Origin of the sequence: Cupriavidus necator (genome assembly GCF_016127575.1) — a bacterium.
In the GTDB taxonomy this organism is placed as follows: domain Bacteria; phylum Pseudomonadota; class Gammaproteobacteria; order Burkholderiales; family Burkholderiaceae; genus Cupriavidus; species Cupriavidus necator_D.
Genome location: NZ_CP066019.1, coordinates 1,562,098 through 1,588,848 on the forward strand (window position 1 = coordinate 1,562,098; position 26,751 = coordinate 1,588,848).

25 protein-coding genes are annotated in these 26,751 nt (G+C 67.5%); 12 read left to right on the top strand and 13 right to left on the bottom strand.

What is annotated here, in order from left to right; translation table 11 throughout:
* Positions 1 to 21 precede the first annotated feature (21 nt).
* The 9 genes from I6H87_RS26140 (at position 22) to moaA (ending at position 9,042) form a co-directional block, all read left to right on the top strand.
* Entirely contained in the window at positions 22 to 1,452 is a 1,431-nt protein-coding gene (locus I6H87_RS26140; protein WP_010809256.1) for an L-lactate MFS transporter, read from the top strand.
* 43 nt (positions 1,453 to 1,495) lie between these two features.
* Positions 1,496 to 1,618, top strand: a complete 123-nt coding sequence (locus I6H87_RS34760) for an MFS transporter small subunit (RefSeq protein ID WP_010809255.1) — start codon at positions 1,496 to 1,498, stop codon at positions 1,616 to 1,618.
* Positions 1,619 to 2,068: 450 nt separating this feature from the next.
* Entirely contained in the window at positions 2,069 to 3,508 is a 1,440-nt protein-coding gene (locus tag I6H87_RS26145; protein ID WP_011617253.1) for a cytochrome ubiquinol oxidase subunit I, read from the top strand.
* Positions 3,509 to 3,521: 13 nt separating this feature from the next.
* Positions 3,522 to 4,529 carry a cytochrome d ubiquinol oxidase subunit II gene (gene cydB / locus I6H87_RS26150; RefSeq protein WP_010809253.1) on the top strand — a complete coding sequence of 336 codons (1,008 nt, stop codon included), beginning with the start codon at positions 3,522 to 3,524 and terminating at the stop codon, positions 4,527 to 4,529.
* Complete coding sequence (locus I6H87_RS26155) at positions 4,529 to 4,666, top strand: DUF2474 family protein (RefSeq protein WP_010809252.1); 138 nt, start codon at positions 4,529 to 4,531, stop codon at positions 4,664 to 4,666. The genes cydB and I6H87_RS26155 overlap by 1 nt, the downstream gene beginning before the upstream one ends.
* A complete protein-coding gene (locus I6H87_RS26160; RefSeq protein ID WP_231881441.1) occupies positions 4,656 to 6,764 on the top strand; it encodes an FUSC family protein in 2,109 nt (702 codons plus the stop codon). Before I6H87_RS26155 ends, I6H87_RS26160 begins: the two co-directional genes overlap by 11 nt.
* Entirely contained in the window at positions 6,751 to 6,963 is a 213-nt protein-coding gene (locus I6H87_RS26165) for a DUF1656 domain-containing protein (protein ID WP_010814449.1), read from the top strand. Before I6H87_RS26160 ends, I6H87_RS26165 begins: the two co-directional genes overlap by 14 nt.
* Positions 6,960 to 7,793, top strand: coding sequence for an HlyD family secretion protein (locus I6H87_RS26170; RefSeq protein WP_011617255.1), 834 nt, complete (start codon positions 6,960 to 6,962; stop codon positions 7,791 to 7,793). Before I6H87_RS26165 ends, I6H87_RS26170 begins: the two co-directional genes overlap by 4 nt.
* Positions 7,794 to 7,941: 148 nt before the next feature.
* On the top strand, positions 7,942 to 9,042 hold the full coding sequence (gene moaA / locus I6H87_RS26175) for a GTP 3',8-cyclase MoaA (RefSeq protein ID WP_041688108.1): 1,101 nt from the start codon (positions 7,942 to 7,944) through the stop codon (positions 9,040 to 9,042).
* Between the two features lie 24 nt (positions 9,043 to 9,066).
* Here the strand turns inward: moaA and I6H87_RS26180 are convergent, their stop codons facing one another.
* From I6H87_RS26180 to I6H87_RS26205, 6 genes are all read right to left on the bottom strand, one after another.
* A complete protein-coding gene (locus I6H87_RS26180; protein ID WP_010814452.1) occupies positions 9,067 to 9,333 on the bottom strand; it encodes a helix-turn-helix domain-containing protein in 267 nt (88 codons plus the stop codon).
* Positions 9,320 to 10,774 carry an aminotransferase-like domain-containing protein gene (locus tag I6H87_RS26185; RefSeq protein WP_011617257.1) on the bottom strand — a complete coding sequence of 485 codons (1,455 nt, stop codon included), beginning with the start codon at positions 10,772 to 10,774 and terminating at the stop codon, positions 9,320 to 9,322. Before I6H87_RS26185 ends, I6H87_RS26180 begins: the two co-directional genes overlap by 14 nt.
* Positions 10,775 to 10,843: 69 nt before the next feature.
* Positions 10,844 to 12,055: a molybdopterin molybdotransferase MoeA gene (locus tag I6H87_RS26190; RefSeq protein WP_011617258.1), complete on the bottom strand. Its 1,212-nt coding sequence runs from the start codon at positions 12,053 to 12,055 to the stop codon at positions 10,844 to 10,846.
* Positions 12,049 to 12,894 carry a formate dehydrogenase accessory sulfurtransferase FdhD gene (fdhD, locus tag I6H87_RS26195; RefSeq protein WP_010814455.1) on the bottom strand — a complete coding sequence of 282 codons (846 nt, stop codon included), beginning with the start codon at positions 12,892 to 12,894 and terminating at the stop codon, positions 12,049 to 12,051. The genes I6H87_RS26190 and fdhD overlap by 7 nt, the downstream gene beginning before the upstream one ends.
* 134 nt (positions 12,895 to 13,028) lie before the next feature.
* A complete protein-coding gene (locus I6H87_RS26200; RefSeq protein WP_010814456.1) occupies positions 13,029 to 15,356 on the bottom strand; it encodes an FdhF/YdeP family oxidoreductase in 2,328 nt (775 codons plus the stop codon).
* Between the two features lie 149 nt (positions 15,357 to 15,505).
* Entirely contained in the window at positions 15,506 to 16,414 is a 909-nt protein-coding gene (locus tag I6H87_RS26205; RefSeq protein ID WP_010814457.1) for a LysR family transcriptional regulator, read from the bottom strand.
* A gap of 152 nt (positions 16,415 to 16,566) precedes the next feature.
* Here I6H87_RS26205 and I6H87_RS26210 point away from each other — a divergent pair, with 152 nt between their 5' ends.
* Both I6H87_RS26210 and I6H87_RS26215 read left to right on the top strand, forming a co-directional pair.
* Positions 16,567 to 17,748, top strand: coding sequence for a M20 aminoacylase family protein (locus I6H87_RS26210; RefSeq protein ID WP_011617259.1), 1,182 nt, complete (start codon positions 16,567 to 16,569; stop codon positions 17,746 to 17,748).
* A 26-nt stretch (positions 17,749 to 17,774) separates the two neighbouring features.
* Positions 17,775 to 18,785, top strand: coding sequence for a tripartite tricarboxylate transporter substrate binding protein (locus tag I6H87_RS26215; RefSeq protein WP_010814459.1), 1,011 nt, complete (start codon positions 17,775 to 17,777; stop codon positions 18,783 to 18,785).
* A 21-nt stretch (positions 18,786 to 18,806) separates the two neighbouring features.
* Here the strand turns inward: I6H87_RS26215 and I6H87_RS26220 are convergent, their stop codons facing one another.
* The 7 genes from I6H87_RS26220 to I6H87_RS26250 all read right to left on the bottom strand — a co-directional run bounded on the left by I6H87_RS26220 (position 18,807) and on the right by I6H87_RS26250 (position 25,508).
* On the bottom strand, positions 18,807 to 19,580 hold the full coding sequence (locus I6H87_RS26220; protein ID WP_011617260.1) for a dienelactone hydrolase family protein: 774 nt from the start codon (positions 19,578 to 19,580) through the stop codon (positions 18,807 to 18,809).
* An 80-nt stretch (positions 19,581 to 19,660) separates the two neighbouring features.
* The gene (locus tag I6H87_RS26225) at positions 19,661 to 20,473 is read right to left on the bottom strand and encodes a helix-turn-helix domain-containing protein (RefSeq protein WP_011617261.1); all 813 of its coding nucleotides are present in this window, start codon (positions 20,471 to 20,473) and stop codon (positions 19,661 to 19,663) included.
* Positions 20,474 to 20,535: 62 nt separating this feature from the next.
* Entirely contained in the window at positions 20,536 to 21,192 is a 657-nt protein-coding gene (locus I6H87_RS26230) for a methionine ABC transporter permease (RefSeq protein ID WP_011617262.1), read from the bottom strand.
* Positions 21,173 to 22,006, bottom strand: a complete 834-nt coding sequence (locus I6H87_RS26235; RefSeq protein ID WP_011617263.1) for a methionine ABC transporter ATP-binding protein — start codon at positions 22,004 to 22,006, stop codon at positions 21,173 to 21,175. The genes I6H87_RS26230 and I6H87_RS26235 overlap by 20 nt, the downstream gene beginning before the upstream one ends.
* Before the next feature lie 9 nt (positions 22,007 to 22,015).
* A complete protein-coding gene (locus I6H87_RS26240) occupies positions 22,016 to 22,840 on the bottom strand; it encodes a MetQ/NlpA family ABC transporter substrate-binding protein (RefSeq protein ID WP_011617264.1) in 825 nt (274 codons plus the stop codon).
* A 92-nt stretch (positions 22,841 to 22,932) separates the two neighbouring features.
* Positions 22,933 to 24,273 carry an LLM class flavin-dependent oxidoreductase gene (locus I6H87_RS26245; protein WP_010814465.1) on the bottom strand — a complete coding sequence of 447 codons (1,341 nt, stop codon included), beginning with the start codon at positions 24,271 to 24,273 and terminating at the stop codon, positions 22,933 to 22,935.
* Between the two features lie 17 nt (positions 24,274 to 24,290).
* Positions 24,291 to 25,508 (bottom strand): acyl-CoA dehydrogenase family protein, encoded by a 1,218-nt coding sequence (locus tag I6H87_RS26250; RefSeq protein ID WP_011617265.1) that lies wholly within the window; start codon positions 25,506 to 25,508, stop codon positions 24,291 to 24,293.
* Between the two features lie 200 nt (positions 25,509 to 25,708).
* Between I6H87_RS26250 and I6H87_RS26255 the strand changes: the two genes are divergently transcribed.
* Positions 25,709 to 26,665, top strand: a complete 957-nt coding sequence (locus tag I6H87_RS26255) for a chromate resistance protein ChrB domain-containing protein (RefSeq protein ID WP_011617266.1) — start codon at positions 25,709 to 25,711, stop codon at positions 26,663 to 26,665.
* Positions 26,666 to 26,751: the final 86 nt, after the last annotated feature.

Here is a 26,751-nt window from a genome sequence, read left to right on the forward strand (position 1 = left end):
TTCCAGGTAGGAGACACCTTCATGTCATACCCCGCGCAAGCGCAAACGCCCTCGCAGAAGTCCCAGCACGCGTCGCCGTCCCGGCCAGCATCACGCCCGTCGGCCTTCTCCAAGGAGGCCATCATCGCCCGCCCCGGCTTCAACCGCTGGATGGTGCCGCCGGCCGCGCTGGCGGTGCACCTGTGCATTGGCCAGGCCTATGCCTTCTCGGTCTTCAACGAGCCGCTGACGCGGATCCTCGGCGTCACGCAGTCCGCGCCGGGCGACTGGCAACTGACCACGCTGGGCTGGGTGTTCTCGCTGGCGATCTTCTTCCTCGGCATCTCTGCCGCCTTTGCCGGCAAGTGGCTGGAGAAGGTCGGGCCGCGGCGCACCATGTTCACGGCCGCGTGCTGCTTCGGCGGCGGCTTCCTGGTTTCGGCGCTGGGCATCTGGCTGCACCAGATCTGGCTGCTGTACCTGGGCTACGGCGTGCTGGGCGGGATCGGGCTGGGGCTGGGCTACGTGTCGCCGGTGTCCACGCTGATCCGCTGGTTTCCCGACCGCCGCGGCATGGCCACCGGCATGGCGATCATGGGCTTCGGCGGCGGCGCGATGATCGGCGCGCCGCTATCGGTCGCGCTGATGAACTACTTCAAGAGCGCGACCAGCGCGGGCGTGGCTCAGACCTTCCTGGTGATGGGCGTGATCTACTTCATCTCGATGTCGATCGGGGCGCTGGCCATCCGCATCCCGGCCCCGGGCTGGGCGCCCCCGGGCTACGTACCCACCACCAAGGCCCGCAAGATGGTCACGCACGCCAACGTGCACATCGACCAGGCGCTGAAGACGCCGCAATTCTACCTGCTGTGGGTGATCCTGTTCCTGAACATCACCGCCGGCATCGGCGTGCTGGGCCAGGCTGCGGTGATGATCCAGGAAACCTTCAAGGGCAGCATCACTGCGGCAGCCGCCGCCGGCTTCGTCGGCCTGCTCAGCATCGGCAACATGACGGGGCGCTTCCTGTGGAGCTCCGCCAGCGACTACTTCGGCCGCAAGATCACCTATGCCATCTTCTTCGCCTTCGGCGCCGCGTTGTACATGGCGGTGCCGGCCGTCGGCTCGTCCGGCAACGTGGCCCTGTTCGTGGTCTGCTACTTCCTGATCCTGACCATGTATGGCGGCGGCTTCAGCACCATTCCCGCCTACCTGGCGGACATGTTCGGCACGGCCTACGTCGGCGGCATCCATGGCCGCCTGCTGACCGCCTGGGCCGCCGCCGGCATTGCCGGCCCGGCGCTGGTCAACTACATCCGCGAGCACAAGCTGGCCATGGGTGTGCCCAGGTCAGAGGTCTATGTCGACACCCTGCACATCATGGCCGGCCTGCTGGTGGCGGGGTTCGTCTGCAACCTGCTGATCCGGCCGGTGCATGAGCGCCACCACCTGCGCGAAGCCACCAGCGCAGCCTGAGCGCCACCCCGGCTTCCGATACCAATACACAGGAGACACCACCGTGCAAGACGACCGTACTTTCGGCAAGACGCTGCTGCTGCTCGCGTTCTGGGCATACGTGCTGATCCCGCTGGGCGCGGGGATCTGGTCGACCCTCGGCAAGGCCATGAAGCTGTTCAGCTGAGCGCTCGCGCCGGCCGTCCGCTGCGTCCTGATCCATCTTCGCAGCGCACACCCGAGAGCCTCCTGACTGGTGCCGCGGGATCCTGTCGCATGACTGTGATCCCGCGCAATCGCGTCATCTGTACCGGTGGCGCGAAGTGCCTGGCAAGCGCTGCTTCCGGCCTGAAGAACTGAGCTTGAACGGTTCCGCAAGAACTGTATCCCTAGCGGGCAGGCTGTAGTCCTTACGCTTGTCCATGGTGTCCTGTCCCGCAATTGACCCGATATGAAATCGCCCAGTTGCCCGCCATGCGTCGTTGCTCGTCGTTGCCATGGCTACGGCTATGGCGCCTCCTCGCGCCTAGCCTGACGACCAACTGGACGATTTCATTCATCAAGTCAATTGCGGGACCGGACACAGTCTCGCGCGACACGCCGTCGTGCCGGCGGCCACCCCACGGAGAGCACATCGATGTACGGACTCACAGCCCTGGAACTCGCTCGAATCCAGTTCGGATTCACGGTTTCCTTCCACATATTATTTCCCGCCATCACGATCGGGCTGGCATGTTTCCTGGCGTTCCTGGAAGCACGCTGGCTCTACACCAAGGACTCGGTGTACAGGACCCTGTACCAGTTCTGGATCAAGATCTTCGCGTTGAACTTCGGCATGGGGGTCGTTTCCGGCCTGGTCATGGCCTATGAGTTCGGCACCAACTGGTCTGGCTTCTCGCAGTTTGCGGGAAGCGTCACCGGACCGCTGCTGACCTACGAGGTGCTGACCGCCTTCTTCCTGGAAGCGGGCTTCCTGGGCGTGATGCTGTTCGGCTGGAACCGGGTCGGGCCGGGGCTGCACTTCTTCTCGACGGTGATGGTGGCGCTCGGCACCATGATTTCCTCCACCTGGATCCTGGCATCGAACAGCTGGATGCATACGCCGGCCGGCTACGTCATCGTTGCCGGCAAGGTGGTGCCGACCGACTGGCTCGAGGTGATCTTCAACCCGTCGTTCCCCTACCGCCTGGCGCACATGGTGATCGCCGCGCTGCTGTCGACGGCACTGTTCGTGGCGGCATCCTCGGCCTGGCAGCTGCTGCATGACCGCGCCGTGCCCGCCGCCCGCAAGATGCTGTCGATGGCGCTGTGGATGGTGCTGATCGCGGCGCCGATCCAGGCGGTGGTGGGCGACGCCCACGGCCTGAACACGCTGGAGCACCAGCCCGCCAAGATCGCTGCGATGGAGGGGCACTGGAACACCGCGGCCAAGGATGACAAGGGCGGCTTCCCGCTGATCGTCTTCGGAATCCCCGACATGGAACGCGAGGAAACCCGCTACGCCATCGAGATTCCGCGCCTGGGCAGCCTGATCCTCACGCACAGCCTTGACGGCCAGATCCGTGGCCTGAAGGACTTCCCCAGGGAAGACCGCCCCAATGCCACAGTGCTGTTCTTCACCTTCCGCATCATGGTTGGCCTGGGGGTGGCGATGATCCTGTTCGGCCTGCTGGGCTGGGTGCTGCGCCGCAACGGCGCGCTGTACCGGTCCAAGGCCTTCCTGCGCCTCGCGGTGGTGATGGGCCCCGCCGGGCTGGTCGCGCTGCTGGCCGGCTGGATGACCACCGAGATCGGCCGCCAGCCGTGGGTGGTCTATGGACTGCTGCGTACCCATGATGCCGTTTCCGCGCATGCGGCCGGCCCGGTGGCGCTGTCGCTGGCACTGTTCGTGGTGATCTACTTCGTCTGCTTCGGCGTGGGCATCCGCTACATGCTCAAGCTGGCCAGCGCCGGCCCCGCCCCCGACGCGCACCCGCACGAAGAGCCGTCCTACGGCCCCGGCAGCGTCGTCCCCGCCGCCATCGCCGCGGCTTCCACACCCAACCCGATGGCCCCGCACGGCCAGCGCGAATCCTGAACAGGTGATCAACATGGGTATCAACCTTCCCGTTATCTGGGCCGCCCTGATCTTCTTCGGTGTGATGATGTACGTCATCATGGACGGATTCGATCTTGGCATCGGCATTCTCTTTCCCTTCGTCGGCGACCGTCATGACCGCGACGTCATGATGAACACGGTGGCCCCGGTCTGGGACGGCAACGAAACCTGGCTGGTGCTGGGCGGCGCGGCGCTGCTGGGCGCCTTCCCGCTGGCCTACTCGGTGCTGCTCAGCGCCTTCTACCTGCCGCTGATGTTCATGCTGATGGGGCTGATCTTCCGCGGCGTGGCCTTTGAATTCCGCTTCAAGGCCAGCGACCGCAGCCGCCCGTACTGGGATGCCGCGTTCACGTGGGGATCGGTGCTCGCCGCCTTCTTCCAGGGCGTGACACTGGGCGCCTATATCGACGGCATCGCCATGGAAGGCGCCACCTTCACCGGCGGCGCGCTCGACTGGCTGGCGCCGTTCCCGGTCTTCTGCGGCGTGGGCGTGGTGATCACCTATGCCTTCCTCGGGGTCACCTGGCTCATCATGAAGACCGAGGGCCGCCTGCAATGGACCATGCTGCGCGTGACCAACGTGCTGACCGGCGTGATGCTGGCAATGGTCGCCGCGGTGAGCGTGTGGACGCCGCTGACCCATCCGGAGATCGCGCAACGCTGGTTCGCGCTGCCCAACCTGTTCTTCTTCCTGCCGGTGCCGCTGCTGGTGCTGTTCTCGGCCTTCGGCATCTACCGGTCCCTGCGCAAGCACCCGAACGTGTCGCCGTTCCTGTACGCGCTGCTGATGATCTTCATGGGCTATACCGGGCTTGCCATCAGCATCTGGCCCAATATCATCCCGCCGTCGATCTCGATCTTCGATGCGTCGTCGCCCCCGCAAAGCCAGGGCTTCGCGCTGGTCGGCACCCTGTTCATCGTGCCGATCATCCTGGCCTACACCTCCTGGTCCTATTACGTGTTTCGCGGCAAGGTCAAGCGCGGGGAGGGGTACCACTGATGGCCAGGATCCCGCAATCGCGGCTGGCGGCCCGCCTGGGCTGGCTGCTGGCGCTGTGGCTGGCGGGGGTCGGCACCGTCTTCGTCTGCGCCAGCCTGATGAAGCTGCTGATGCGGGCAGCCGGGCTTGCCAACTGAAGCCATGCCGTCCTCTGGCCCGCTCTCCCGTCCCGCGCTGCCCGCGCGCACCGCCGGCGTGTTCGACACGCTCGCGGCAGCCTGGGCGGGACGCCCCGACCTTGCACCCTGGCTGCATTCGCTGAAGGTGTTCGGCGCGGCAATGCTGGCGCTCTACGTGGCGCTGGCGCTCGGGCTGCCGCGGCCCTACTGGGCCATGGCCACCGTCTACCTGGTGTCCAGCCCGCTGGCCGGCGCCACCTATGCCAAGGGCACCTACCGCGTCTTCGGCACGCTGCTGGGCGCGGTGTGCGCGGTGGCGCTGGTGCCCTGGCTGGTCGACGAGCCGGTGCTGCTGATGGCCGCGATCGCGTGCTGGACCGGCACCCTGCTCTACCTGTCCTTGCTGGAGCCGGCGCCGCGCAACTACATCTGCCTGCTGGCCGCCTATACGCTGCCGATCGTGGCGCTGCCGACGGTCACCAACCCGGCCACGGTCTTCGACGTGGCCCTCACCCGCATCGAGGAAATCGTCATCGGCATCGTCTGCGCCAGCGTGGTCAGCGCGGTGGTGTTTCCCTCGCGCACCACGCCGGCGCTGGCCGCGCGCGCGTCGGCGTGGCTGGACCACGCCTCGCGCTGGATCACCGACGTGCTGGCCGCCGGCGCCAGCGCGGGCCAGCGCCATGACAGCTTCAGCCTGCTGGCCGCCGATATCCTGGCAATGGAAACCCAGCTGGCGCAGCTGACCTATGAAGCCGACGGCGCCCTGACCCTGCGGCGCGCACGTGCCCTGCACCAGCGCATGACGGCCCTGCTGCCGCTGGTGCTGGCGCTGGCCGATGCCGCCGGCGCCTTGCACCGGCATCCGGCGGGCATGCCTGACACCGTCGCGCAGCGCATGCGCGCCACGCTGGCCTGGATCGCCGGCGACGCCGGCGCGTCCCGGCCGCCGCCTTCCTGGTACCCGGCAGGCACCACGCCCGCCGCACCCGCGGACTGGCATGCACGGCTGGTCGCGGCGACCTGCACCTACCTGGACGAACTGGGCGACCTCTGGCAAGACTGCCGCCTGCTGCAGGCCAGCCTGCGCCAGGGCGGGAGCGAGCCCACCGCGCTGCGCTACCGCGTGGAACCCGCCGGGCAGGCGCGGCACCATGACCACGCGCAACTGTTGTTCCGCGGCGCCACCGCCGGCTCGGCCACCTTCGTCGCGGGCCTGTTGTGGATGGTGTCGGGGTGGGTCGATGGCGCCGTCCCGGTCGGCCTGGCCGCGCTTGCCAGCTGCTTTATCGCCACCACCGCGGAGCCGCGGCTGATGGCCGGCCGGGTGATCGCGTGGAGCATCGGCTGTGCGTTGCTGTCCTGGTACTACCAGTTCGTGGTGCTGCAGCTGGCCCATGACTTTGGCTCGCTGGCCGCCCTGCTGTGCGGCCCCTACCTGGTCATCGGCGCCATGACCACGCAGCCGCGCAATGCGCTGTTCGGCGTGTTGCTGGCGGTCACGGCGGCATCGTTCCCGGGCCCGCAGCACCTGACCGCGGCAAGTTTCGCCGGCATCTTCAACAGCAGCCTGGCAAGCCTGGCGGCGCTGGTGTTCGCGGCCTTGTGGGCGGTCCTGATGCAGCCCTTCGGCCAGCAGCTGGTGGCCTACCGGCTGGCCCGGGCCAACTGGAACGAGATCGCGCTGGCGGCGCACCCGCGCGCGCCGGTCAACAGCGCGCGGCTGCGCGGCCGCATGCTGGACCGGCTGCTGCGCCAGTGGCCGCCATTGACCCGCCGCAACAATGCCAGCGGCAGGCACGCCGGCAGCGCCGTTGCCGACTTCCTGGTCGAATCCGCCGCGCTCGCGCTGCGGCGCGCCCCCGCTGGCGTGCCTGCGCCGCACCGCCGTGCCGTGGAGCGCGTGCTGGCCGGCGTGGCACGCCACTACCGCCAGTGCGCGCGCACCGGCCATGCCAGCCCGCCCGCTCCGGCACTGGCGGCGCAGATCGACGCGGCCTTCGCGGCGCTGGCCTCGTCGGCGCACGGCAGCCCCCGCACGGCGCTGGCGGCACTGGCCACCCTGCGGCTGGCCCTGTATCCGCCTACCGAAGGAGAGCCCCATGCACGCCACTGAGTTCGACCTGTACGGCGTCTTCGTGCCGGCCACCGTGGTGTGGATGCTGGCCGCGTTCGCGGTGACCGCCGGCGTGCGCGCCGTGCTCGCCCGGATCGGCTTCTACCGCATCGTCTGGCACCGGTCCTTGTTCAATTTCTCGCTCTATATCCTTGTACTGGGCGCGCTCGTCGCGCTCCTCTGGCAGGCCCCATCATGATTCGCAAGCTTTCGCTGCTCGGCCCCGTTGCGGTGACCCTGGCGGCCGTGGTCGCCGCGGCGCTGACCGCCTGGCATTTGTGGCAGTACTACACCGAGGCGCCCTGGACCCGCGACGGCCATGTGCGCGCAGAAGTGATCCAGGTCGCGCCGGACGTGTCCGGCCTGGTCACTGCCGTGCTCGTCGGCGACAACGCCCGGGTGCAACGCGGCCAGGTCCTGTTCGTGGTGGACCAGGAGCGCTTCAGCCTGGCCCTGAAACAGGCCCAGGCCGAGGCCGCGTCGGCGCGCGCCGCGCTGGCACTGGGCCGGCGCCAGGCGGCGAACGCGGCCGCCGTGGCCGCCGTGGCCGCCGCGCAGGCGCGCATCGACGAAGCCGATGCCGCGGTGGACGTGGCCAGGCTCAACCTGGCCCGCTGCCGCGTGACCAGCCCGGTCGACGGCCATGCCAGCGACCGCCTGCCGCGCGTCGGCGACTTTGCCACCCGCGGCAGGCCGGCCCTGTCGGTGGTGGCCAGCGGCTCGCAGTACGTGGAAGGCTATTTCGAGGAAACCAAGCTGCCCGCGATCCGCGTCGGCAGCGCCGCCGAAGTGCATATCATGGGCCAGCGCACTCCCTTGCGCGGACATGTGCAGAGCATTGCGCCCGGCATCGAGGACCAGGACCGCGCCATCGGGCCCAACATGCTGCCCAGCGTCAACCCGACCTTCAACTGGGTGCGCCTGGCCCAGCGCATACCGGTGCGAATCGCACTGGACCAGGTGCCCGCCGGGGTCCACCTGATCGCCGGCCAGACCGCGACGGTGCGCATCCGGGCGCCGCGCGAATGAGGCGCCCCGACGCAGCCATACCGGCCCCGCCGGAACTGTTCTGCTTCCGCTCCTGCCGATTTGTACGCCTGCCGGGCGGCGATCGGTCCCTACCATGGAGGGCATGGCATGCGCCATGCCCTACCCCATTGCCCCCGGGAGATTCGCCATGCAAGCAGCGCTTGTGCAAGAAATGCCCGCCGCCCGCAGTCTTGAGGCGCCCGAGCCGGACCACGCATCACCCGCCTGCCGGGACCAGCTGGGCCGTCCGCTGCGCGACCTGCGGCTCTCGGTGATCGACCAGTGCAACTTCCGCTGCACCTACTGCATGCCCAAGGAGCGCTTCGGGCGCGACTACCCGTTCCTGTCGCCTGAGCAGCGCCTGTCCGATGCGGAACTGCTGCGCATCGTGCGCGCCTTTGTCGGCCTGGGCGTTGAGAAAGTGCGCCTGACCGGCGGCGAGCCGCTGCTGCGCAAGGGCATCGAGTCGCTGGTCGAACGCATTGCGGCCATGCGTACCCTGGACGGCCGGCAGGTGGAAGTGGCCATGACCACCAACGGCAGCCTGCTGGCCCGCAAGGCGCGTTCGCTGCGCGACGCAGGCCTGGGCCGGGTCACGGTCAGCCTGGACAGCCTGGACGACCAGATCTTCCGCGCCATGAACGATGTCGATTTCCCGGTCGGGCGCGTGCTGGAGGGCATCGACGCGGCCATCGCGGCGGGCCTGGCACCAGTCAAGGTCAACTGCGTGGTCGAGCGCGGCACCAACGACGCGCAGGTGCTGCCGCTGGTGGAGCACTTCCGTGGCAGCGACGTCACGCTGCGCTTTATCGAATATATGGATGTGGAAGGCCCGAGCGGCTGGTCACAGTCACGCGTCGTCCCGTCCGACGAGATCCGCGGCATGGTCGAACGCGCGCATGCGCTGCTGCCGGTCACCCGGCGCGACGGCGAAACCGCCAGCAACTACCTGCTGGCGGATGGCAGCCTGAAGCTGGGTTTTATCTCCAGCGTTTCGCACCCGTTCTGCGGCGATTGCACCCGCGCACGCGTTTCGGTCGACGGTCGGCTTTACCTGTGCCTGTTCGCCACCAGCTCTGTCGACCTGCGCCAGCACCTGGGTGCCGCGCGCCCCGATGAAGCCGTTGCGGACGCGGTCCGGCAAGCCTGGCAGGCCCGCGGCGACCGCTACTCCGAGCTGCGCGCGGACCGGCTGGCCAGCGGCAAGCGCCAGTACCCGACGGTGCGCATGTCGCTGGTCGGCGGCTGAGCCGCGGGCGCGGCTCTCGGCCACTCAGTCAGGATTCGGGAAAGCCTGCGCGGCAAGCTCCGCGCCGGCTGGTGTCAGGCTCGCGTGACCGCGGCCTTCCTCGTCGATCGCCACGTCCGCCAGTCCGGCGGCCTGCAGTTGCGTCAACACGCGCCGCAGCACGCTCATTGGCAGCTGGGCCCGCTTCGCGATCTTGGCGAGCGACCAGGGGCTGCCGCCGCCCTCGCGCCCAGCCTGCCACAGGACCTGGAGCGCCGCGACCATGGCGGGATCGATATCAGCGTCTTGCATGCTCTTCCTCGCCGGGTTCCCGGCTGCGCGCCAGCAGGTGCTGCGCGATCCTGCCCAGCGTCTGCACGGCGGACTCGATTCCGGGCGACCATTCCCCGCTGTAGTTCAGCCGGATGCAATGGCGGTAAGTGGCCCCGGGCGCAAACATATGCCCGGGCGCGATGGTGATGCGGTGCTCCAGCGCGGCGTGGTACATCTCCATCGCATCGATGCCCTCCGGCAGCTGCACCCACAGCACATAGCCTCCCGCAGGGCGCGACGGGGTGGTGCCGTCCGGGAAGAACCTGCGCACCGCGGCGGCCATGATGTTGGCCTGCTGCGCATAGGCCTTGCGCACCCGCCGCAGGTGGAAGTCGTAGCCGTCGTTCTTCAGGAACTCGGCAATCGCCAGCTGCGGAATGGCGGGCGTGGTCAGCGTGTTGAGGAACTTGAGCCGTTCCACCGCCTCGCGGTAGCGGCCCGGCAGCGCCCAGCCGATCCGGTAGGCATTGGTCAGCGTCTTGGAGAACGAGGAGCAATGCAGCACGATGCCGGCCTTGTCAAACGCCTTCAATGAACTGGGATGGGCCTCGCCGTAATAGAGCTCGCCGTAGACGTCGTTCTCGATGACGGGGATGTCCTTCTCGGTCAGCATGGCCACCAGCGCGCGCTTCTTCTCATCGGGCATCTGGAAGCCGAGCGGGTTCTGGAAATTGGGCATCACCATGCAGGCGGCCACGCCCTTTTCATCGATCAGCCGCGCCAGCTCGCCGATGTCGATGCCTTCCACCGGATCGGTCGCCACCTCGATGGCGCGCATGCCCAGCCGCTCGATAGCATGGAGCATGGCGTAGAAGGTTGGCGACTCCACTGCGATGGTATCGCCCGGCCTGGCCACTGCCTGCAGGCAGAGGTTGATGGCCTCGGTCGCGCCAATGGTGACGATCACCTCGTTCGGATCGATGGCGTAGCCGTTCTCCAGGTAGCGGCGCGAGATCTGCCGGATCAGCTCGGGGCTGCCGGGCGGCAGGTCGTCGAGCATGGTCCACTTGGCATAGCGGCGCGCGATATTGTTGGCGTACTGGTTGATGCGCTGCCACGGAAACAGCGAAGGGTCCGGATAGGGCGAACCGAGCGGCACGGCATCATCGGAACGGATCGAACGCAGCGTGGAAAGCACCAGCGCGCTGACATCCACCGCCGAGGGCTTGGCACTGGGCCTGGACGGGCGCAGCTCGACCACCGGCTCGCCCGGCCGCGCGCGCACGAAATAGCCGGACTGCGGCCGGCTTTCGATGATGCCGCGGCTCTCCAGCAAGACGTAGGCCCGGATCACCGTGGTGATGCTCATGCGGTGGTGCTGGCTGGTCTGCCGCACCGAGGGAATCCGCTCGCCGGGCAACAGCACCCCCTGCTGCACCAATGCTTCTATGTCCGCAGCCAGCTTTTCATATAGTTTCACGCTGCGCTCCCCTTCCCATGTCCCTCGCGCCCGGCCGGTGCCTGGTCCGGCCCTTGCGCCGGGCTGCTGTCAGCTGAGCCAACGATGAAGATCATAGTACGGCAGGGGCACATTTTGGAGTTGTCCGGCGCATTGGGGTTCGACCCGCACAAAGCCGCTGGCCTGGCCGAGCGCCGACACCGAGGCGGCACCCTGCTGTGCATTGACCTGCACGAAGCTCTCGCGGCCGCCGAGGTTGCCGATTTCGCCCACGCGCCAGAAGGCATCGCCGCGGTGCGGGCGGGTGCCCGCCAGCGCCGCCCTGACCCGGCCTACCGGCGGGAACAGCTCCACGCGCCCCTGCAGGCGGCGCAGCAGCGGCGTCACCAGCAGCGCGAAGGTGGCATAGGCCGCCGCCGGATTGCCGGGCAGGCATACTACGGGCTTGCCGCGCAGGCGCCCCACCGTGACCGGCTTGCCGGGCTTCATGTTGACGCCACGGCAAAGCAGCTCGCCGCCTGCCGAAGCCAGCGCCGCCGCGACCAGGTCGCGCTGGCCGACCGAGGCACCGCCGGTGACCAGCACCAGGTCGGCGTCGGCGGCAAGTTCCCGCAGCATGTCGTGCAAGGCGCGCTCGTCGTCCTGCACGTGGCGGTGGCAACTGACCACGGCGCCCATCGACTGCACCAGCGACTCGAGCATCGGGCCATTGACGTCATGCACCTGGTACACGTCGCGCGGCTCGTCGTGCGCCGCCACCTCGTCGCCCGAAGTCAGGATGGCAACCTCCACCAGCCGGCAGACCGTGGCCTCCGTCAGTCCCTGCGACGCCAGCGCGGCAATATGCCCCGCATGCAGCAGGGTTCCCGCCGACAGCAGCAGGTCGCCCCGGCGGGCGTCCTCGCCCTTGCGCCGGATATGCTGGCCCGCCACGGGTGCGCGCGCGCAGACCACGCCGCGATAGGTTTCCTCGGCATCCTCCAGCGCGACCACGGCACCGGCGCCGGGTGGAATCACGCCGCCGGTGTAGATGCGGATGGCCTGGCCGGGCAACAGCGGCTGCGGCTGCGTGCCGGCGTAGACGACCTGCTGCAGCGGCAGGCAGGCGTCAGCGCGGCAGTCTTCACAGCGCACCGCATAGCCGTCCATGGCACTGCGGTCCGCCGCGGGCGTATCCATGACCGCGGCCACGTCGCCGGCCAGCACGCGGCCGGTCAGCAGGCCCAGCCACACGGTTTCGGTCTGCCGCACGGGCTCCGCGCACATCGCGAAGACCGCCTGCGCCTCGTCAAAGTTCAGCATGCTGCGCCTCCGCGGGCGGCATCCAGTGCGGCGCCGGTATAGTCGACATAACCATCCTGGCGGCAGAAGCTGAGCAGGCGCAGACCGGCCTGCTCGGCGATGCGTATCGCCAGCGAGGTCGGCGCCGAGATCGTCGCCAGCATCTGGATATTCATGCGCGCCACCTTGCGCACCAGTTCATAGCTGGCGCGGCTGGACAGCAGCACGAATCCGTCGTCCATCGCCACGCGCTGCATCGCCAGGTGGCCGATCAGCTTGTCCAGGCCGTTGTGGCGGCCCACATCCTCGAACACATGCAGGATCTCGCCGCCCGCATCGCACCAGGCCGCGGCGTGGACGCCCCCGGTGGCCTGCATCAGCCGCTGGTGCGACGGCAGCGCCGCGACCGCGCGCTCGATCATCTCGCGCGACGGCGTCAGCCGGGTGGCCGGCTCGGGCATGCGCGCCGGCTCCAGGTCGAGCAGCTCGATGCTCTCGATGCCGCAGACGCCGCAGCCGGTGCGCCCCGCCAGCGCGCGCCGGCGGGCCCGCATGGTGGCAAAGGCGTGCTCGCTGATCTCCATCTGCACCTCGGCGCCGTGCGGGTGCACGCGCACTTCCAGGTCGTGGATCTCGGCATTGCGCCCGACGATGCCCTCGGTCAGCGAGAAGCCGACCGCGAACGCCTCAAGGTCCAGCGGCGTGGCCATCATCACGGCGTGCGAGATGCCGTTGTACACCAGCGCCACCGGGAGTTCTTCCGCCACGTTGTCCGTGGCCGGCTGCACCAAGCAGTTTTTGTGCCGCACGATGCTGCGCGCTTCATAGCCTGTGTGTTCGACCAGTTCGGTGCATTCCATGGGATCTCTCGTAAAATTATGTGCAGCGCCCGCTTGCATGCTGACGGTTTGTTCCCCTCTCCCGCTTGCGGGAGAGGGGAACGTTCACCAGGGGTGTCAGTCGCTTGACGAGCGGTATTGCGCGCAGCGCGGGATCAGCTCGCCGCCGCGTTCTGGCGACGGGACGGCGTCAGCAACACCGGCACCGACTTCGACGTGGGCGTGCCGCAGCCATCGCCCGTGCTTTCCAGCGGCACCAGCGGATTGGTCTCGGGGTAGTACGCCCCCAGGCAGCCTTGCGGGATGTCGTATTCGACCAGCACGAAGTCCTCGACCTGGCGCTGCACGCCGTCGTCCCAGACACTGGTGATGTCCACGTGCTGGCCCGCCTTCAGGCCAAGCCGCGCCAGGTCAGCGGGGCTGATGAAGACCACCCGGCGCAGGCCGAACACGCCGCGGTAGCGGTCGTCCAGGCCATAGATCGTGGTGTTGTACTGGTCATGCGAGCGCGTCGTCATCATCACCATCAGCTTGTCGCCATACTTCTGGCGGGCCCGGCTGATGGGGGTGTCCTTGTCGATGCGGTTGACCAGGAACTGCGCCTTGCCCGACGGCGTATGCCAGACCCGGTTGCATGCCGCCGGCGTCAGGTGGAACCCGCCCGGCACCGCCACGCGCTCGTTGTAGCTCTCGAAGCCGTCGATCACCTGCTCGATGGCGTCGCGGATGCGGGCGTAGTCCTGCGCATACCAGAGCCAGTCGATCTTCTCCGAGCCCAGCGTGGCGGCCGCCATGCGCGCGACGATGGCAATCTCCGACAACAGGTGCGGCGACGCCGGCGCGTTCATGCCAAAGGAGATATGGACCATGCAGACCGAGTCCTCGACCGTCACGCCCTGCGCCACGCCGTCCTGCTGGTCGATCTCGGTGCGGCCCAGCGTCGGCAGGATCAACGACTCCCTGCCGTGCACCAGGTGGCTGCGGTTGAGCTTGGTGGCGATGTTCACGGTCAGGTCGCACTGGCGCAGGGCCTCGAAGGTGCGTGGCGTATCCGGCGTGGCGGTGGAGAAATTGCCGCCCAGTCCGACAAAGACCTTGACCTTGCCCTCGAGCATCGCCGAGATGGTGTGGACCACATCATAGCCATGCTTGCGCGGCGGCTCGAAGCCGAAGGCGGCCTGCAGGCGGTCCAGGAATTCCGGCTCGGGCTTCTCTTCGATACCCACCGTGCGGTCGCCCTGCACGTTCGAATGCCCGCGCACCGGCAGCAGCCCGGCGCCGGGGCGCCCGATGTTCCCGCGCATCATCATCAGGTTGGACAGGATCTGCACCGTCGGCACAGAGTGCTTATGCTGCGTCAGGCCCATGCCCCAGCAGGCGATCACGCGCTTGCCCTTGGCGTAGACCTGGGTCAAAGCATCGATGTCTTCCTGCGACACGCCCGACTCGGCGACGATGTCGGCCCAGCTCTCCGCGCGCAGGTCTTCGATGAAGTCGCCGTAGCCGATGGTGTGCTCGCGCACGAAATCCACGTCGATCAGGCGCTCGCGGCCGTGCCGGATGGCCTCTTGGTCGAGTTCGTCCAGGCGCTTGGCCATGCCCTTGATCAAGGCAAAGTCACCGCCCAGCTTGGGCTGCACGAACATCGAGGCGATCTTGGTGCTGGAGCCGGTCAGCATCTCCACCGGGTGCTGCGGGCTGGTGAAGCGCTCCACCCCGCGTTCGCGCAGCGGGTTGATCGAGACGATGGTGGCGCCGCGCCGCGCGCATTCGCGCAGCTCGCCCAGCATGCGCGGATGGTTGGTGGCCGCATTGTGGCCGAACAGCAGGATGGTGTCGGCATGCTCGAAATCATCCAGCACCACGGTGGCCTTGCCCACGCCGATGGTCGGCGGCAGGCCCCGGCTGGTGGCCTCGTGGCACATGTTCGAGCAGTCGGGGAAGTTGTTGGTGCCATAGGCACGCACGAACAGCTGGTAGAGGAATGCGGCCTCGTTGCTGGCGCGTCCCGACGTATAGAATGCGGCCTGGTTCGGGTCCGGCAGCGCGCGCAGGTGGCGCCCGATCAGCGCAAAGGCCTCGTCCCAGGCGATCGCACGGTACTTGTCGGTCTGCGCGTCATAGACCATGGGGTGCGTCAGCCGCCCGTGCTGCTCAAGCTCATAGTCCGTCTGCGCCATCAGCGACGTCACCGTGTGCTGCGCAAAGAACTCGGGGGTCACGCGCATGCTGGTGGACTCGGCGGCCACGGCCTTGACGCCGTTCTCGCAGAACTCGAAGGTGGAGGCGTGCTGCCGGTCCGGCCAGGCACAGCCGGGGCAGTCGAAGCCATCGGCCTGGTTCTGCTTGAACAGCATCTTGTACTTGCCACCGGCAACCTTCTCCTTGATCAGGTTGATGGCAACGTACTTCAACGCACCCCAGCCGGCGGCGGGGTGGGTGTAGGGGGCGATGTGGCCTTTTTCAGGGGTCGGGGAGCTCATTGGCGTGGTGTCCTGTAACGACGGGGGCGCTGTCCGGCGGCCTGCCAGTGCTGCGGCGGGGACCGGATCGTTGCGGTGTCACCAGATTAGATTTCCCGGGTGCCCCCGGGTACATACAAAGGGGCGCTTGCCCGGGGAGCACAGTTGCTTCAGACCAGCGGGAACGCCTTCACCACATGCCGCAGCAGGCTGTCGGCCACCGGGGACAGGTGCCGGCCGGTCCGGGTGATGATGTGGATGCGGCTGTTGTTCAGGATGGGATTTGCCAGCGGCAGCGACACCAGTTGCCTGAACTGCGGCTCCTTCAGCGCCACCGAGCGTGCCGTCATGATGTAGCCCAGCCCCATCGCTGCATATTCCCACAGCACCTTGAACGAGTTGGTGACAAGCATCGGCTTCAGGGTGACGTGCTCGTCCAGCTCCGCCGCCTGGATATGCTTGCGCACACCAAACGATTCCGTCAGCGCCGCTCCCTGGTGCGGCGCCAGATCCGCCAGCGTCAGTGCGCGGCGCTTGCGCGCCAGCGGGTGGTCTTTACGCACATGCACGCGGATCGGCGACAGCCGTGAATAGTGCGAGCGCAGGCGCACATCGTCGGGCGGCTGAAAGACGAAGCCGACATGCGCCAGGTCCTCCAGGATATGCCGGACCGTTTCATCGGTGCCGGCCACCTGGATGCTGCAGCTCACGTCGGGATGCTTGCGCAGGAAGCCCTGCAGCACGGGCTCCAGCACCAGGTCGACGAAGCCTTCGCCAAAGACCAGCTCCACGTGGCCGCGCCGCGCATTCTTCAGGTTGTTGACCTCGGCCAGGAAGGTATCGTTCAGGTCCTGCTGGCGCCGGGCAAACAGCGCCAGCAGGCGCCCGGCATCGGTGGCGACAACACCCCGGCCGCGCCGCTCAAGCAAAGTCAGCCCGGTTTCCTGCTCCAGTTTCGCCACGGCGCGGCTCACTACGGACGGGTCCAGCTCAAGCACCTCGGCCGCGCCGCGCACCGTGCCGGTCTCGATGATCTGCAGCAAGCACAGCGCCCGCTTGCGGTCCAGCACATCTTCCATGTCTTCCTCCTCTGGCTCGTGCCGCCGCCTCAGGACGGCAGCACGGACTTTTTAATGTTGCAAATTATGCAACGTTTCTGCCTCATCATTGTCATGGTTTCGGCAAGCGCCTGCGTGGAGAATGCTGTGGACGACCACGCTCCGATACCGCCATGAACCAGGCCCCGCTTGCCGAACTGCACCAATCCATCCAGACCCTGTCGCCGGAGTTCGTTGAGATCCGCCGAAAGATCCATGCGCACCCCGAACTGGCCTTTGAAGAGCGCCAGACCAGCGACCTGGTCGCCGGACGGCTGGCGGCATGGGGCTACGAGGTGCATCGCGGCATGGGCACCACCGGCGTCGTGGGCAGGCTAAGGAAGGGGCAAGGCAGCAAGGCGCTGGGCATCCGCGCCGACATGGACGCGCTGCCGATTCAGGAAAAGACCGGCCTTGACTACGCCAGCACCATCGCCGGCAAGATGCACGCCTGCGGCCATGACGGGCACACGGCGATCCTGCTGTGTGCCGCCAGGTACCTGTCCGAGTCCGTTAATTTCAATGGCACGCTCAACCTGATCTTCCAGCCGGCCGAGGAGAACGAAGGCGGTGCGCTGCGCATGCTGGACGATGGGCTGTTCGAGCAATTCCCCTGCGACGAAATCTATGCGCTGCACAATTCCCCGGGGCTGCCGGTCGGCCAGATCGGGGTCATCGCCGGCCCTGCCATGGCCTCGTTCGACCGCGCCACGGTCACGCTGCGCGGCCGCGGCGCCCATGGCGCCATGCCTCATCATGGCATCGACGCCATGCAGTGCGCCGCCAGCATCGTGCTTGGACTGCAATCGATCGTCAGCCGCGAGATCGATGCGCTCAAGTCCGCGGTCATTACCGTAGGCTCCATCCAGGCTGGCACCACCTACAACGTCGTGCCCGACAGCGCAACGATCAAGATCGGCGTGCGCACGCTGGACCCGCAGGTGCGTACGCTGGTCGAAGCGCGCATCAGCGAATTTGTCGCCGCACAGGCCCAGAGCTTCCGGCTGCAATCCGAGGTCATCTACGAACGCAAGTACCCGGTACTGGTCAACCACGACGCGCAGACCGAGCGCGCGCGCCAGGCCGCGATCCGGCTGGTGGGCGCGGACAACGTGGTCGAGCGCCCGCCGGTGATGGGCAGCGAAGACTTCGCCTACATGCTGGAGCACCGGCCCGGTGCCTACATCCGGCTCGGCAACGGCCTGGGCGAGGATGGTGGTTGCATGGTCCACAACCCCCTGTACGACTTCAATGACAAGGCCCTGCCTGTCGGCGCCGCATTCTGGGCGCACCTGACGCAAAGCTATCTGGTTTGAACAACAATTCTTCGGGGACATCCACCATGGCTTCACTGAACCGCCGCCGCTTCCTTCAATATGCCGGTGTTTCCGCCGGCACCTCCGTGCTGGCCAGCCTGCCGGCCTTTGCCGCAGACAACTTCCCCGCCAAGTCGCTGTCCCTGGTGGTCCCCTACCCGGCCGGCGGTGCCAGCGACACTTCGGCGCGCATCTTCGGGGAATCCATCAGCAAGAGCGTCGGGCAGCAGGTGGTCGTCGAGAACTACGGCGGCGGCACCGGGCTGATCGGCGCCAACAAGGTGCTGGGCGCACCGGCCGATGGCTACACCTTCTTCCACGGCTCGATCAACGAGGTCTTCCTGGCTCCCATGCTCAACCCGGCGGCGCGCTACAAGCCGCAGGACTTCCAGCTGGCCGCGCCCATCAGCGACGCCAACATCGTGCTGATGGTCAGGAACGGCATTGCCGTGGATACCCTGGACAATTTCCTGGACTATGCGAAGAAAAGCAAGGGGAAACCGCTGACCTACGCCACGGTCGGCATCGACTCCATCTATCACCTCATGGGCGATGCGCTGGCTGCCCGGCTCGGCGTGCCCTTCCTGCACGTGCCGTACAAGGGCGGCGCTCCAGCGCTGCAAGGCCTTGCCGGCGGGGAGGTCGACTTTGCCATCCTGCCCTACCAATCCAGTTTCGACAGCATGCAGCAACAGGGCCGGCTGAAGGTGCTGAGCAGCTTCGCCAAGGCCCTGCCCCCGGCGCTCAAGCATATTCCGCTGATCTCGCAAAGCCGGCTGGTGCCCGACTTCGAGTACTCGATCGGCGGCGGCTACTTCGTCAGGCAGGGCACGCCCGCTAGCCGGGTGGCAGTGCTGCGCAAGGCGATTGGCGAAGCCCTGGCCAAGCCCGAGATCCGGGCCAAGCTCGAAGCCGAGGGACGTACGGTCGCACAGCCGATCAACAGCCAGGAGCAGGCGAATCAGGTCTTCGACCAGTACCTGGGACGTGTCACGCAACTGATCCGGAACGTGGGCCGCAAGACCAACGCGTCCTGAAGTCATGTCGCAGCGCGCGCCTTAGCTGGCCGGCCAGGCTGCCTTGGGTGACACACCCGGGGCAAGCCGTTCCGCCAGGAAGGCCTGCATTGCCGCCCAGGACCGGCGGTCCGCCGCCGCATCATAGGCAATGCCACGATCCGGAAGATTCGCCCCCTCGAACGTGAATGCATGCAGGGCATGGCCATAGGCATGCAGCTGCCAGTCGGCGCCGGCGCCGGTCAGCTCCCCTGCAATGCCGAGAACATCGTTCGGCGGCGCGACCGGGTCTTCCCAACCATGCAGGAGCAGGATGCTGGAAGTAATGGGTGCTTGCGGGCCGATCCGCGGCGGTTGAAGCACCCCGTGGAAGCTGACGGTAGCCAGCAGGTTCGGCGGGGCCGCGCGCGCCAGGTCCAGGGCGCACAGGCCGCCGAAGCAATACCCAAGCGCAGCCATCCGCTTCGCATCGACCCCGGGAAACGTGGTGGCCGCATCGAACCCGGCCAGCAGGCGCCGGCGCAACAAGCGGCGATCGGCCATCATCGGGCCCATGAGATGCGCGTTGTCTCCCAGCTCGTCACCACGGACGCCCTTGCCGTACACGTCTGCGGCAAAGCAGATGTAGCCCAATGCCGCAAGCCGGTCGGCGCAGCAGCGCATCGCGGCGTTGAGTCCGCTCCATTCGTGGGCCAGCAGCACGCACGGCGTGCGTTGGGCCAGCCCGGCGGGCCGCGCTACATACCCTTCGAAGACAGTCGTGCCATCCGTGTATTCGACCAACGATTGTTCCAGCGGCAGATTCCCAGCGTCCATAGCATTCTCCTTTTGAGCCGCCAGCATGCGGCAGGCGGGGAACGCTGTATTGAACGTTTGGGACGCCAGGTGTTGCGTCGTCAGAGATAGAAGGCCGGGGCATCGTCTGGCAGGAGTCCGAAGTACTCGGCGAGCGGCGATGGCCCGTTGCGCGCATAGTCGCCCGGCGTCTGGGCCAGGCGCCGCCGCCAGCTCCGTATCTGATGTGGCTGATCGCTATAGCCTGACAGCGCGTCGCCCGCGCCGCGCTGCACCGCCTGGATGCTGGACTGCAGTCGCTCCAGGTCCATCAACTGCTTGGGGCCAACGCCAAGGTGCCGCTCGAACCAGCGGTTCAGCTGGCGCCGGTTGACGGCGGTCAGGCTGGCGACTTCCTGCACTTGCCGTCCCTGGCGCAGCAGCGCATGCGCCGCCCTGATCGTCGCCAGTTCCGCAGCCGGCCGGATAGCCGTCATGCGTCGCAGCAACCACGCGTCCAGCTGGCAGGCAACCCTCGCCGGGGTCCAGGCGGCGCTCAGGTCGGCGCTGAGCGCATGGGTCGCGCCATCGCCAAGGTATCCGGCCAGGTCCAGCAGCTGATCCTTGCAGTCCGGCCCGATGCCGGGGAACAGCCGCGCCAGGCCCGCGCCACTCAGCATCGCCATGACGAAATAGGTGTCCGGCCACGACCGCCATTGCCGGCTGGTCGACTGGAAGCCCAGCAGCGACACCTGCGGCACGGTCGGGCCGCCCTCCATCGCGTTCGGGCGTCCGAAGTTGATCGAGAGCACCGACCCCGGGTACGGGCAGGTCACGATCCGCCTGCCCGCGTAAACACCCGCCAGGTCCTCGACGAACCAGTAGCCGTTGACGTAGGGCGCCAGGGCGGCGCAAGGAGCAATCACCTGGAACATAGCGGACGTGTCGTGGCATGCGCCGGAAACAGGACAGCCGTACCTTTATCACAAAGCGTCGACTAGCGCCGGTGGTCGAACCGCCGCGCCAGCCGTTCACCGGCAAACTGCACCAGCGTGACCAGCGTCACCAGGATCGCGATCACATGGAACATCACGGCGGTCTCGTAGCGTTCGTAGCCATAGCGGATCGCCAGATCACCCAGCCCGCCGGCGCCGACCGCGCCCGCCATCGCCGACGAACCGATCATGGCGATCACGGTCACGGTGGCGCCGCCGATGATCGCGGGCATCGCCTCCGGCAGCAGCACGTGGCGCACGATATGCCAGCGGCGGCATCCCATGGCTCGGGCCGCCTCGACAAGCCCCGGGTCGATCTCATTGAGTGCAACCTGCGAGATGCGCGCGAAGAACGGTATCAGGTGGGCGCTCAGCGGCACCACCGCCGCCCACGTGCCCATGGTGGTGCCGACGATCATGCGCGTCACCGGAAGCATCGCGACCAGCAGGATGATGAAGGGAATCGAGCGGAACATGTTCACCAGCACCGACAAGGTCCGGTGCAGCCGCGGCCGCGGCGCCAGGCCGCCGGGAGCGGTCATGGTGAGCACGAGGGCCAGCACCATGCCGGCGGCGAACACCACGGCGCACGCGCTGGTGGTCATCAGCAGGGTCTCGCCCAGTGCCTTGAAATACTTGTCAGCCATTGGCAGCAGCACGATGTGCAGTCTCCTGTCTGGTTGTGTCCGGCACGGCGGCCATGCGGTGCCGCAATGGCCGCAGCAGCGCGATGGTGGCTTCCGCGTGCGGCTCGGCAAACACCTTCCAGACGGGGCCATGCTCGATGACGTGGCCGTGGTCGAGCACCAGCACGCGGTCGCAGGCTTCACTGATCACCGCCATGTCGTGCGTGATCAGCACCACGGTCAGCCCCAGCCGCTGGTTGATGTCGCGCAGCAGCGCCAGGATCTGTTCAGTGGTCTCCGGGTCCAGCGCGGAAGTGGCCTCATCGCACAGCAGGATCTCGGGCCGGTGCACCAGCGCACGGGCGATGCCCACGCGCTGCTTCTGCCCGCCGGACTGCATCACGGGATAGGCGCGCGCCTTGTCGGTCAGCCCGACCAGGTCCAGCAGCTCCATCACACGGACCGCGATCTCGTGGCGCGGCACACCCGCCACGCGCAGCGGCAGCGCGACGTTGTCGAATACGGTCTTGGCCGACAGCAGGTTGAAGTGCTGGAAGATCATGCCGATCCGGCGCCGCAGCGTCACCAGCCCGTTCTCGTCCAGCAGGCCGATATCGGTGCCGTCGATGCGGACGTGGCCGGTGTCGGGACGCTCCAGCATGTTGATGGTACGCAGCAGCGTCGACTTGCCGGCGCCGCTGCGTCCGATGATGCCGAAGCGCTCGCCGCGGCCAATGGTGAAGGAAATATCGGCCAGCGCGGGGGCGCCTGCCCCCGCGTAGGTCTTGCCGATCCCCGCGAACACGATATGCGGCGCGGATTCGCGCAACGGTAGGACAGCGTGCATGCTGGCTCGTCAGAAGGCAGGGATCACGGAACCCTGGTATTTGGTCTGGATGAACTTGCGCACCTCGTCGGACTGATAGGCCTTGACCAGCCGCGCGACCCACGGCGCGCCCTTGTCCTTCTCGCGCACGGCAATCACATTCACGTACGGGTTGTGCTCCCTCTTTTCCACCGCGATGCCGTCGCGCGTGGCGATCAGGCCGGCCTGGTACGCAAAGGTATTGACGATGGCGGCCGCATCGACGTCTGGCAGCGCGCGCGGCAGCACCACCGAGGCGCTTTCCACGAACTCCAGCTTCCTCGGGTTGGCCGTGATGTCGGCCAGCGACGCCGTGCCGGTATAGGGATCGAAACCATCCTTGAGCTTGACCAGCCCGTGGTCGCGCAGGATCACCAGCGCGCGCGTCTGGTTGCTCGGGTCGTTCGGGATGCCGATGCGCGCGCCGTTGGGCAGCGCCTCCAGCGACTTGACTTTGCGCGAATAGAACGCGATCGGCGAGATCAGCGTATCGCCGACATTGACGATCTTGTAGCCCCGCTGCCGGACCTGGTCGCGCAGGAACGGGATGTGCTGGAAGGCATTGGCATCGAGGTCGCCATTGTTGAGGGCCTCGTTGGGGCTGGCGGTGCCGGTGATGACGATGGTCTGCACCTTCAGCCCCTGCTTGTCGGCGACGCGCGTCACCACTTCCCAGATCTCTTCGTCGACCCCGCCGCGCACGCCGACCTTGAGTGGCCGGTCGCTGGCTTGCGCGTGGGCGTTGCCGATGGAGAGCGTGGCAAGCGCCGTCAGCGCGGCGAGTGCGAGGGTGGCAAAGAAAGGGCGTCGTGTCATGGCAGGTGGGCAGTGATAAGGAAGGACCAGTCTAAGAAACGCCCGTTGCCCAGTCCACGAAGGAATACGACGTAGCAAATGCGGACTTCTGCTTACGCCGCAGCCTGCGCTGGTACCCGTCCCGCAGGCCGTTCGCGGCCCAGGTGCGAGCGCAGCGTGGTACCCGCGTACGCAGTGCGGAAGATGCCGCGCCGCTGCAGGATCGGCACCACGCCATCGACGAAGGCCTGCAGCCCGTCGGGCAGCGCATCGGGCATCAGGTTGAAGCCGTCCGCGGCACCATGGCGGAACCAGTGTTCGATATCGTCGGCCACCTGCTCCGGCGTGCCCACGATCACGCGGTGGCCGCCGCCGCCCGCCAGCTCGCGGATCAGCGCCCGCACCGTCAGGTTCTGGCGCTGCGCCACCGCCACGGTGGCGCGGAAGAAGGTGTGGTTGCCGTTGGCCGGCAGCGCCAGGTCATCTGGCAGCGGCGCGTCCAGGCTCAGCCGTTCCACCGGGATGCCTAGTGTGCCGGCCAGCCGCACCAGGCTGTAGTCCCACGGAATCAGGTCGACCAGCTCGTCGCGGCGCTGCCGCGCCTGCGCCTCGGTGGCGCCGATGATGGTGGTCAGCCCCGGCAACACCTTGACCGCGTGCGGGCCGCGGCCCAGCGCTTCGGCACGTGCGTTGATCTCGCGCTTGTAGGCCAGCGACTCCTCGAACGACTGCGACGCGGAGAACACCGCCTCGGCATGCCGCGCGGCCAGCTCGCGCCCGTCGCTGGAGCCGCCGGCCTGGAACAGCACCGGATGGCCCTGCGGCGGCCGCGGCAGGTTCAGCGGGCCCTGCACGTCGAAGAAGGTGCCATGGTGCGCCACCGGCTGCAGCCTGGCGGTATCGACAAAGCGCCCGTCGTGCTTGTCGCCGATCAGGGCATCGTCTTCCCAGCTGTCCCACAGCGCCTTGACAAGATCCGTGAACTCGTCGGCACGCGCATAGCGCTGTCCGTGGTCCGGCGGCGCGGCGCGGCCGAAGTTGCGTGCCGAGCCGGCATCCGCCGTGGTCACCACGTTCCAGCCCGCGCGGCCGCCACTGACATGGTCCAGCGTGGCAAAGCGCCGCGCGATGTTATAGGGCTCGTTGTAGCTGGTGGAGGCCGTGGCCACCAGTCCGATATGGGTAGTCGCCGCGGCGACGCAGGCCAGCAGCAGGGTCGGCTCCAGCGCCGTGATCGGCCGGAAATGGATCTGGTCGGCGATCGACGCATTGTCGGCCAGGAAGATCGCGTCAAACTTCCCCGCTTCAGCGATGCGTGCCAGGCGGATGTAGTGCTGCACGTCCACGAACGCACGCGGGTCGCTGGCGGGCAGGCGCCACGCCGACGGCACGAAGCCGGAATGGAGCGCGTTGATATTCAGGTGCAGCTGGCGCTGCGGTGAGCTTGTTGTCATCGTTCGTCTCCCGCGGCTCAGAACACCCGGCCTTCGGCCAGGTGCGTGGTGTCGCCGTTCAGGTGGTAGGCGCCGACCACGCGCGCCTTGTGCAGCAGCGGGTTGTGGCTGAAGATCGTGCGCAGGTTGCGCCAGTGCCGGTCGAAGTTGTGCTGCCTGGCGGTGGCCGAGGCGCCGCCGGCCTCGAACATGCGCTCGGCCACGTGCAGCGCCAGCTTGCTGACCACCAGCTGGGTCTGCGCGGTGGCCAGCGCGCCGGCCAGGACCAGCGCTTCGGCGTCTTCGGAGCGTGCCAGCAGCGCATCGGCCGAGCGGTCCAGTGCGCGCGCATTCTCACGCACGAGTGCGTCGATGGCATGGCTGTGCGCGGCCAGGTCGCCGATCACCTGCTGGATGAAATGGTCTTCGCGTGCCGAGGATGCCGGGCTGTGCAGCACCGGACGGCCATGCTCGCGCACATAGCGCAAGGCATCGGCCCAGGCATTGCGCACGATCCCCGCCGCCACCGCCACCAGGTGCAGCTGGCGCAGCGCGCCGCAGTGACGACCGACCAGCGTGCTGTTGGCGCGCCGCGTCACTTCCTCGGCGAGCACCTGCACATCGTCCAGCACCAGGCTGCCGCTGGCGGTCATGCGCTGGCCCATGCCGTCCCAGTCGTCAACGACGTTGAAGCCGGGGCGATCGGTCGGGATGATGATCGAGGCATCGGCGCCATCGGCATCCTTTACATTGATGCGGGCGTAGTCGGCAAAGGCTGTGCCGGTGGAGTAATACTTCTTGCCGCTCAGGCGGTAGTGCCCGCCGTCGCGCCGCAGCGCCGTGCTGATTTCACCGGGACGCGACGTGCCGCGTTCGGTGGAGGCACCGCCGAAGATCGCGCCCCCGACAATGCGCTGCACCTGCAGGTCATTGAACGCCGAGCGCGGCGCCAGGCGCAGCGACTCGGTCTGGTCGAAGTGGATGCGCAGCGCGTGCGCGACGTTCGATTCCTCCGCGGCAAGCGCGGCAATGACCTCGAACAGGTCGGCCAGCGAGCCGCCCAAGCCACCCTGCTCCACCGGGAGCCGGAGCACGCCAAGCCCGGACTCGCGAAACAGCGCGAAGGCCTCATAGGGCAGCAGCCGCCGTGCCTCGCGGGCGGCCGCGTCGACGCCAATCTTCCGCGCCAGCGCCGGCACGGCGTCCAGCGCGGCGCGCAGCGCGTGCCGCGCATCGAAGTCCAACGGGGCATTCATAAAGGATTCCTTCCTTGCGGATGAGCAGGCTCACAAGATAGGGAACCCTGCATCACACGGGAACGAATGAATGCCTATATCGTTATCTACCCAATGGACTACAGCCGACTCCGGAATAAGTGCCACTAAGTGCACTCGACTGAAATTGTAGAGATCGCTACAGAGTTGATCCACACTCTACAAGCACTTAGTATCGGCCCATGGAACCAGCTCCGGAACTGTGGACCCTCCTCGTCATCAGCCTGCCAACCAAGTGCGCCACTGCCCGGATGCGCATCTGGCGGGCCCTCAAGGCACTAGGCTGCGCTGCACTGCGCGACGGCGCCTATCTGTTGCCGACGCCAAGCGCGCAAAGCGCTCAACTACGTGACCTGGCCGATGAAGCCATCCAGGAAGGCGGCCAGGCCTGGCTGCTGAATGTGCGCGCGCATGATCCGGCGGAGGCTCACGCCTACCGGACCCTGTTTGACCGCACGACCGACTACGCCGTCTGGCTGGCCGCCCTCTCCGAAGACCGCAAGAACTTGTCCGGCCAGGACGAAGCCGGGATCGCCCGCCTTCTGCGCCGGCACGGCCGTGCCTTTGATGCCATCGCCGGGACCGATTTCTTCCCCAATGACGCATCGGTCAACGCCTCCTTGCAATGGCGGGACTTCACCAGTGCGATCGAAACCCTGCGTTCGCCAGGCGAGCCCCAGCCTGCAAGCGGCGGCATCCCGCGCCGGGATCCTGCCCAATACCAGGGGCGCGATTGGGCAACGCGGCGCCACCTTTGGGTGGACCGGGTCGCCAGCGCGTGGCTGATCCAGCGTTTTATCGACCCCCATGCGCGCTTCCTGTGGCTGGAGCATCCCGCGGACTGCCCGCATGACGCGCTGGGTTTCGACTTCGACGGCGCCGCCTTCACGCATGTGGGCGACAAGGTTTCATTCGAGGTGCTGCTGGCCAGCTTCGGGCTGGACGCCGACCGCGGGCTGGCCCGCCTGGCCAACATGGTCCACGCCCTGGATATCGGCGGGGCCCAGGCGCCGGAAGCCAGCGGCTTCGAAGCTGTGCTTGCCGGCGCGCGCGAGCGCCTGGCGGATGACGACGCGCTGCTGGCCGAAATCGGCCGTACCCTCGATTCTCTTTATGTGCATTTTTCCGGAAAGCGATAGCACCATGCCCCTGAGGTCCACGACGTGAGCAACGTCTCGCAGGCCCCAACCCCTAAGGCCGCGCTCACGGAACGGCCGCGCTACAC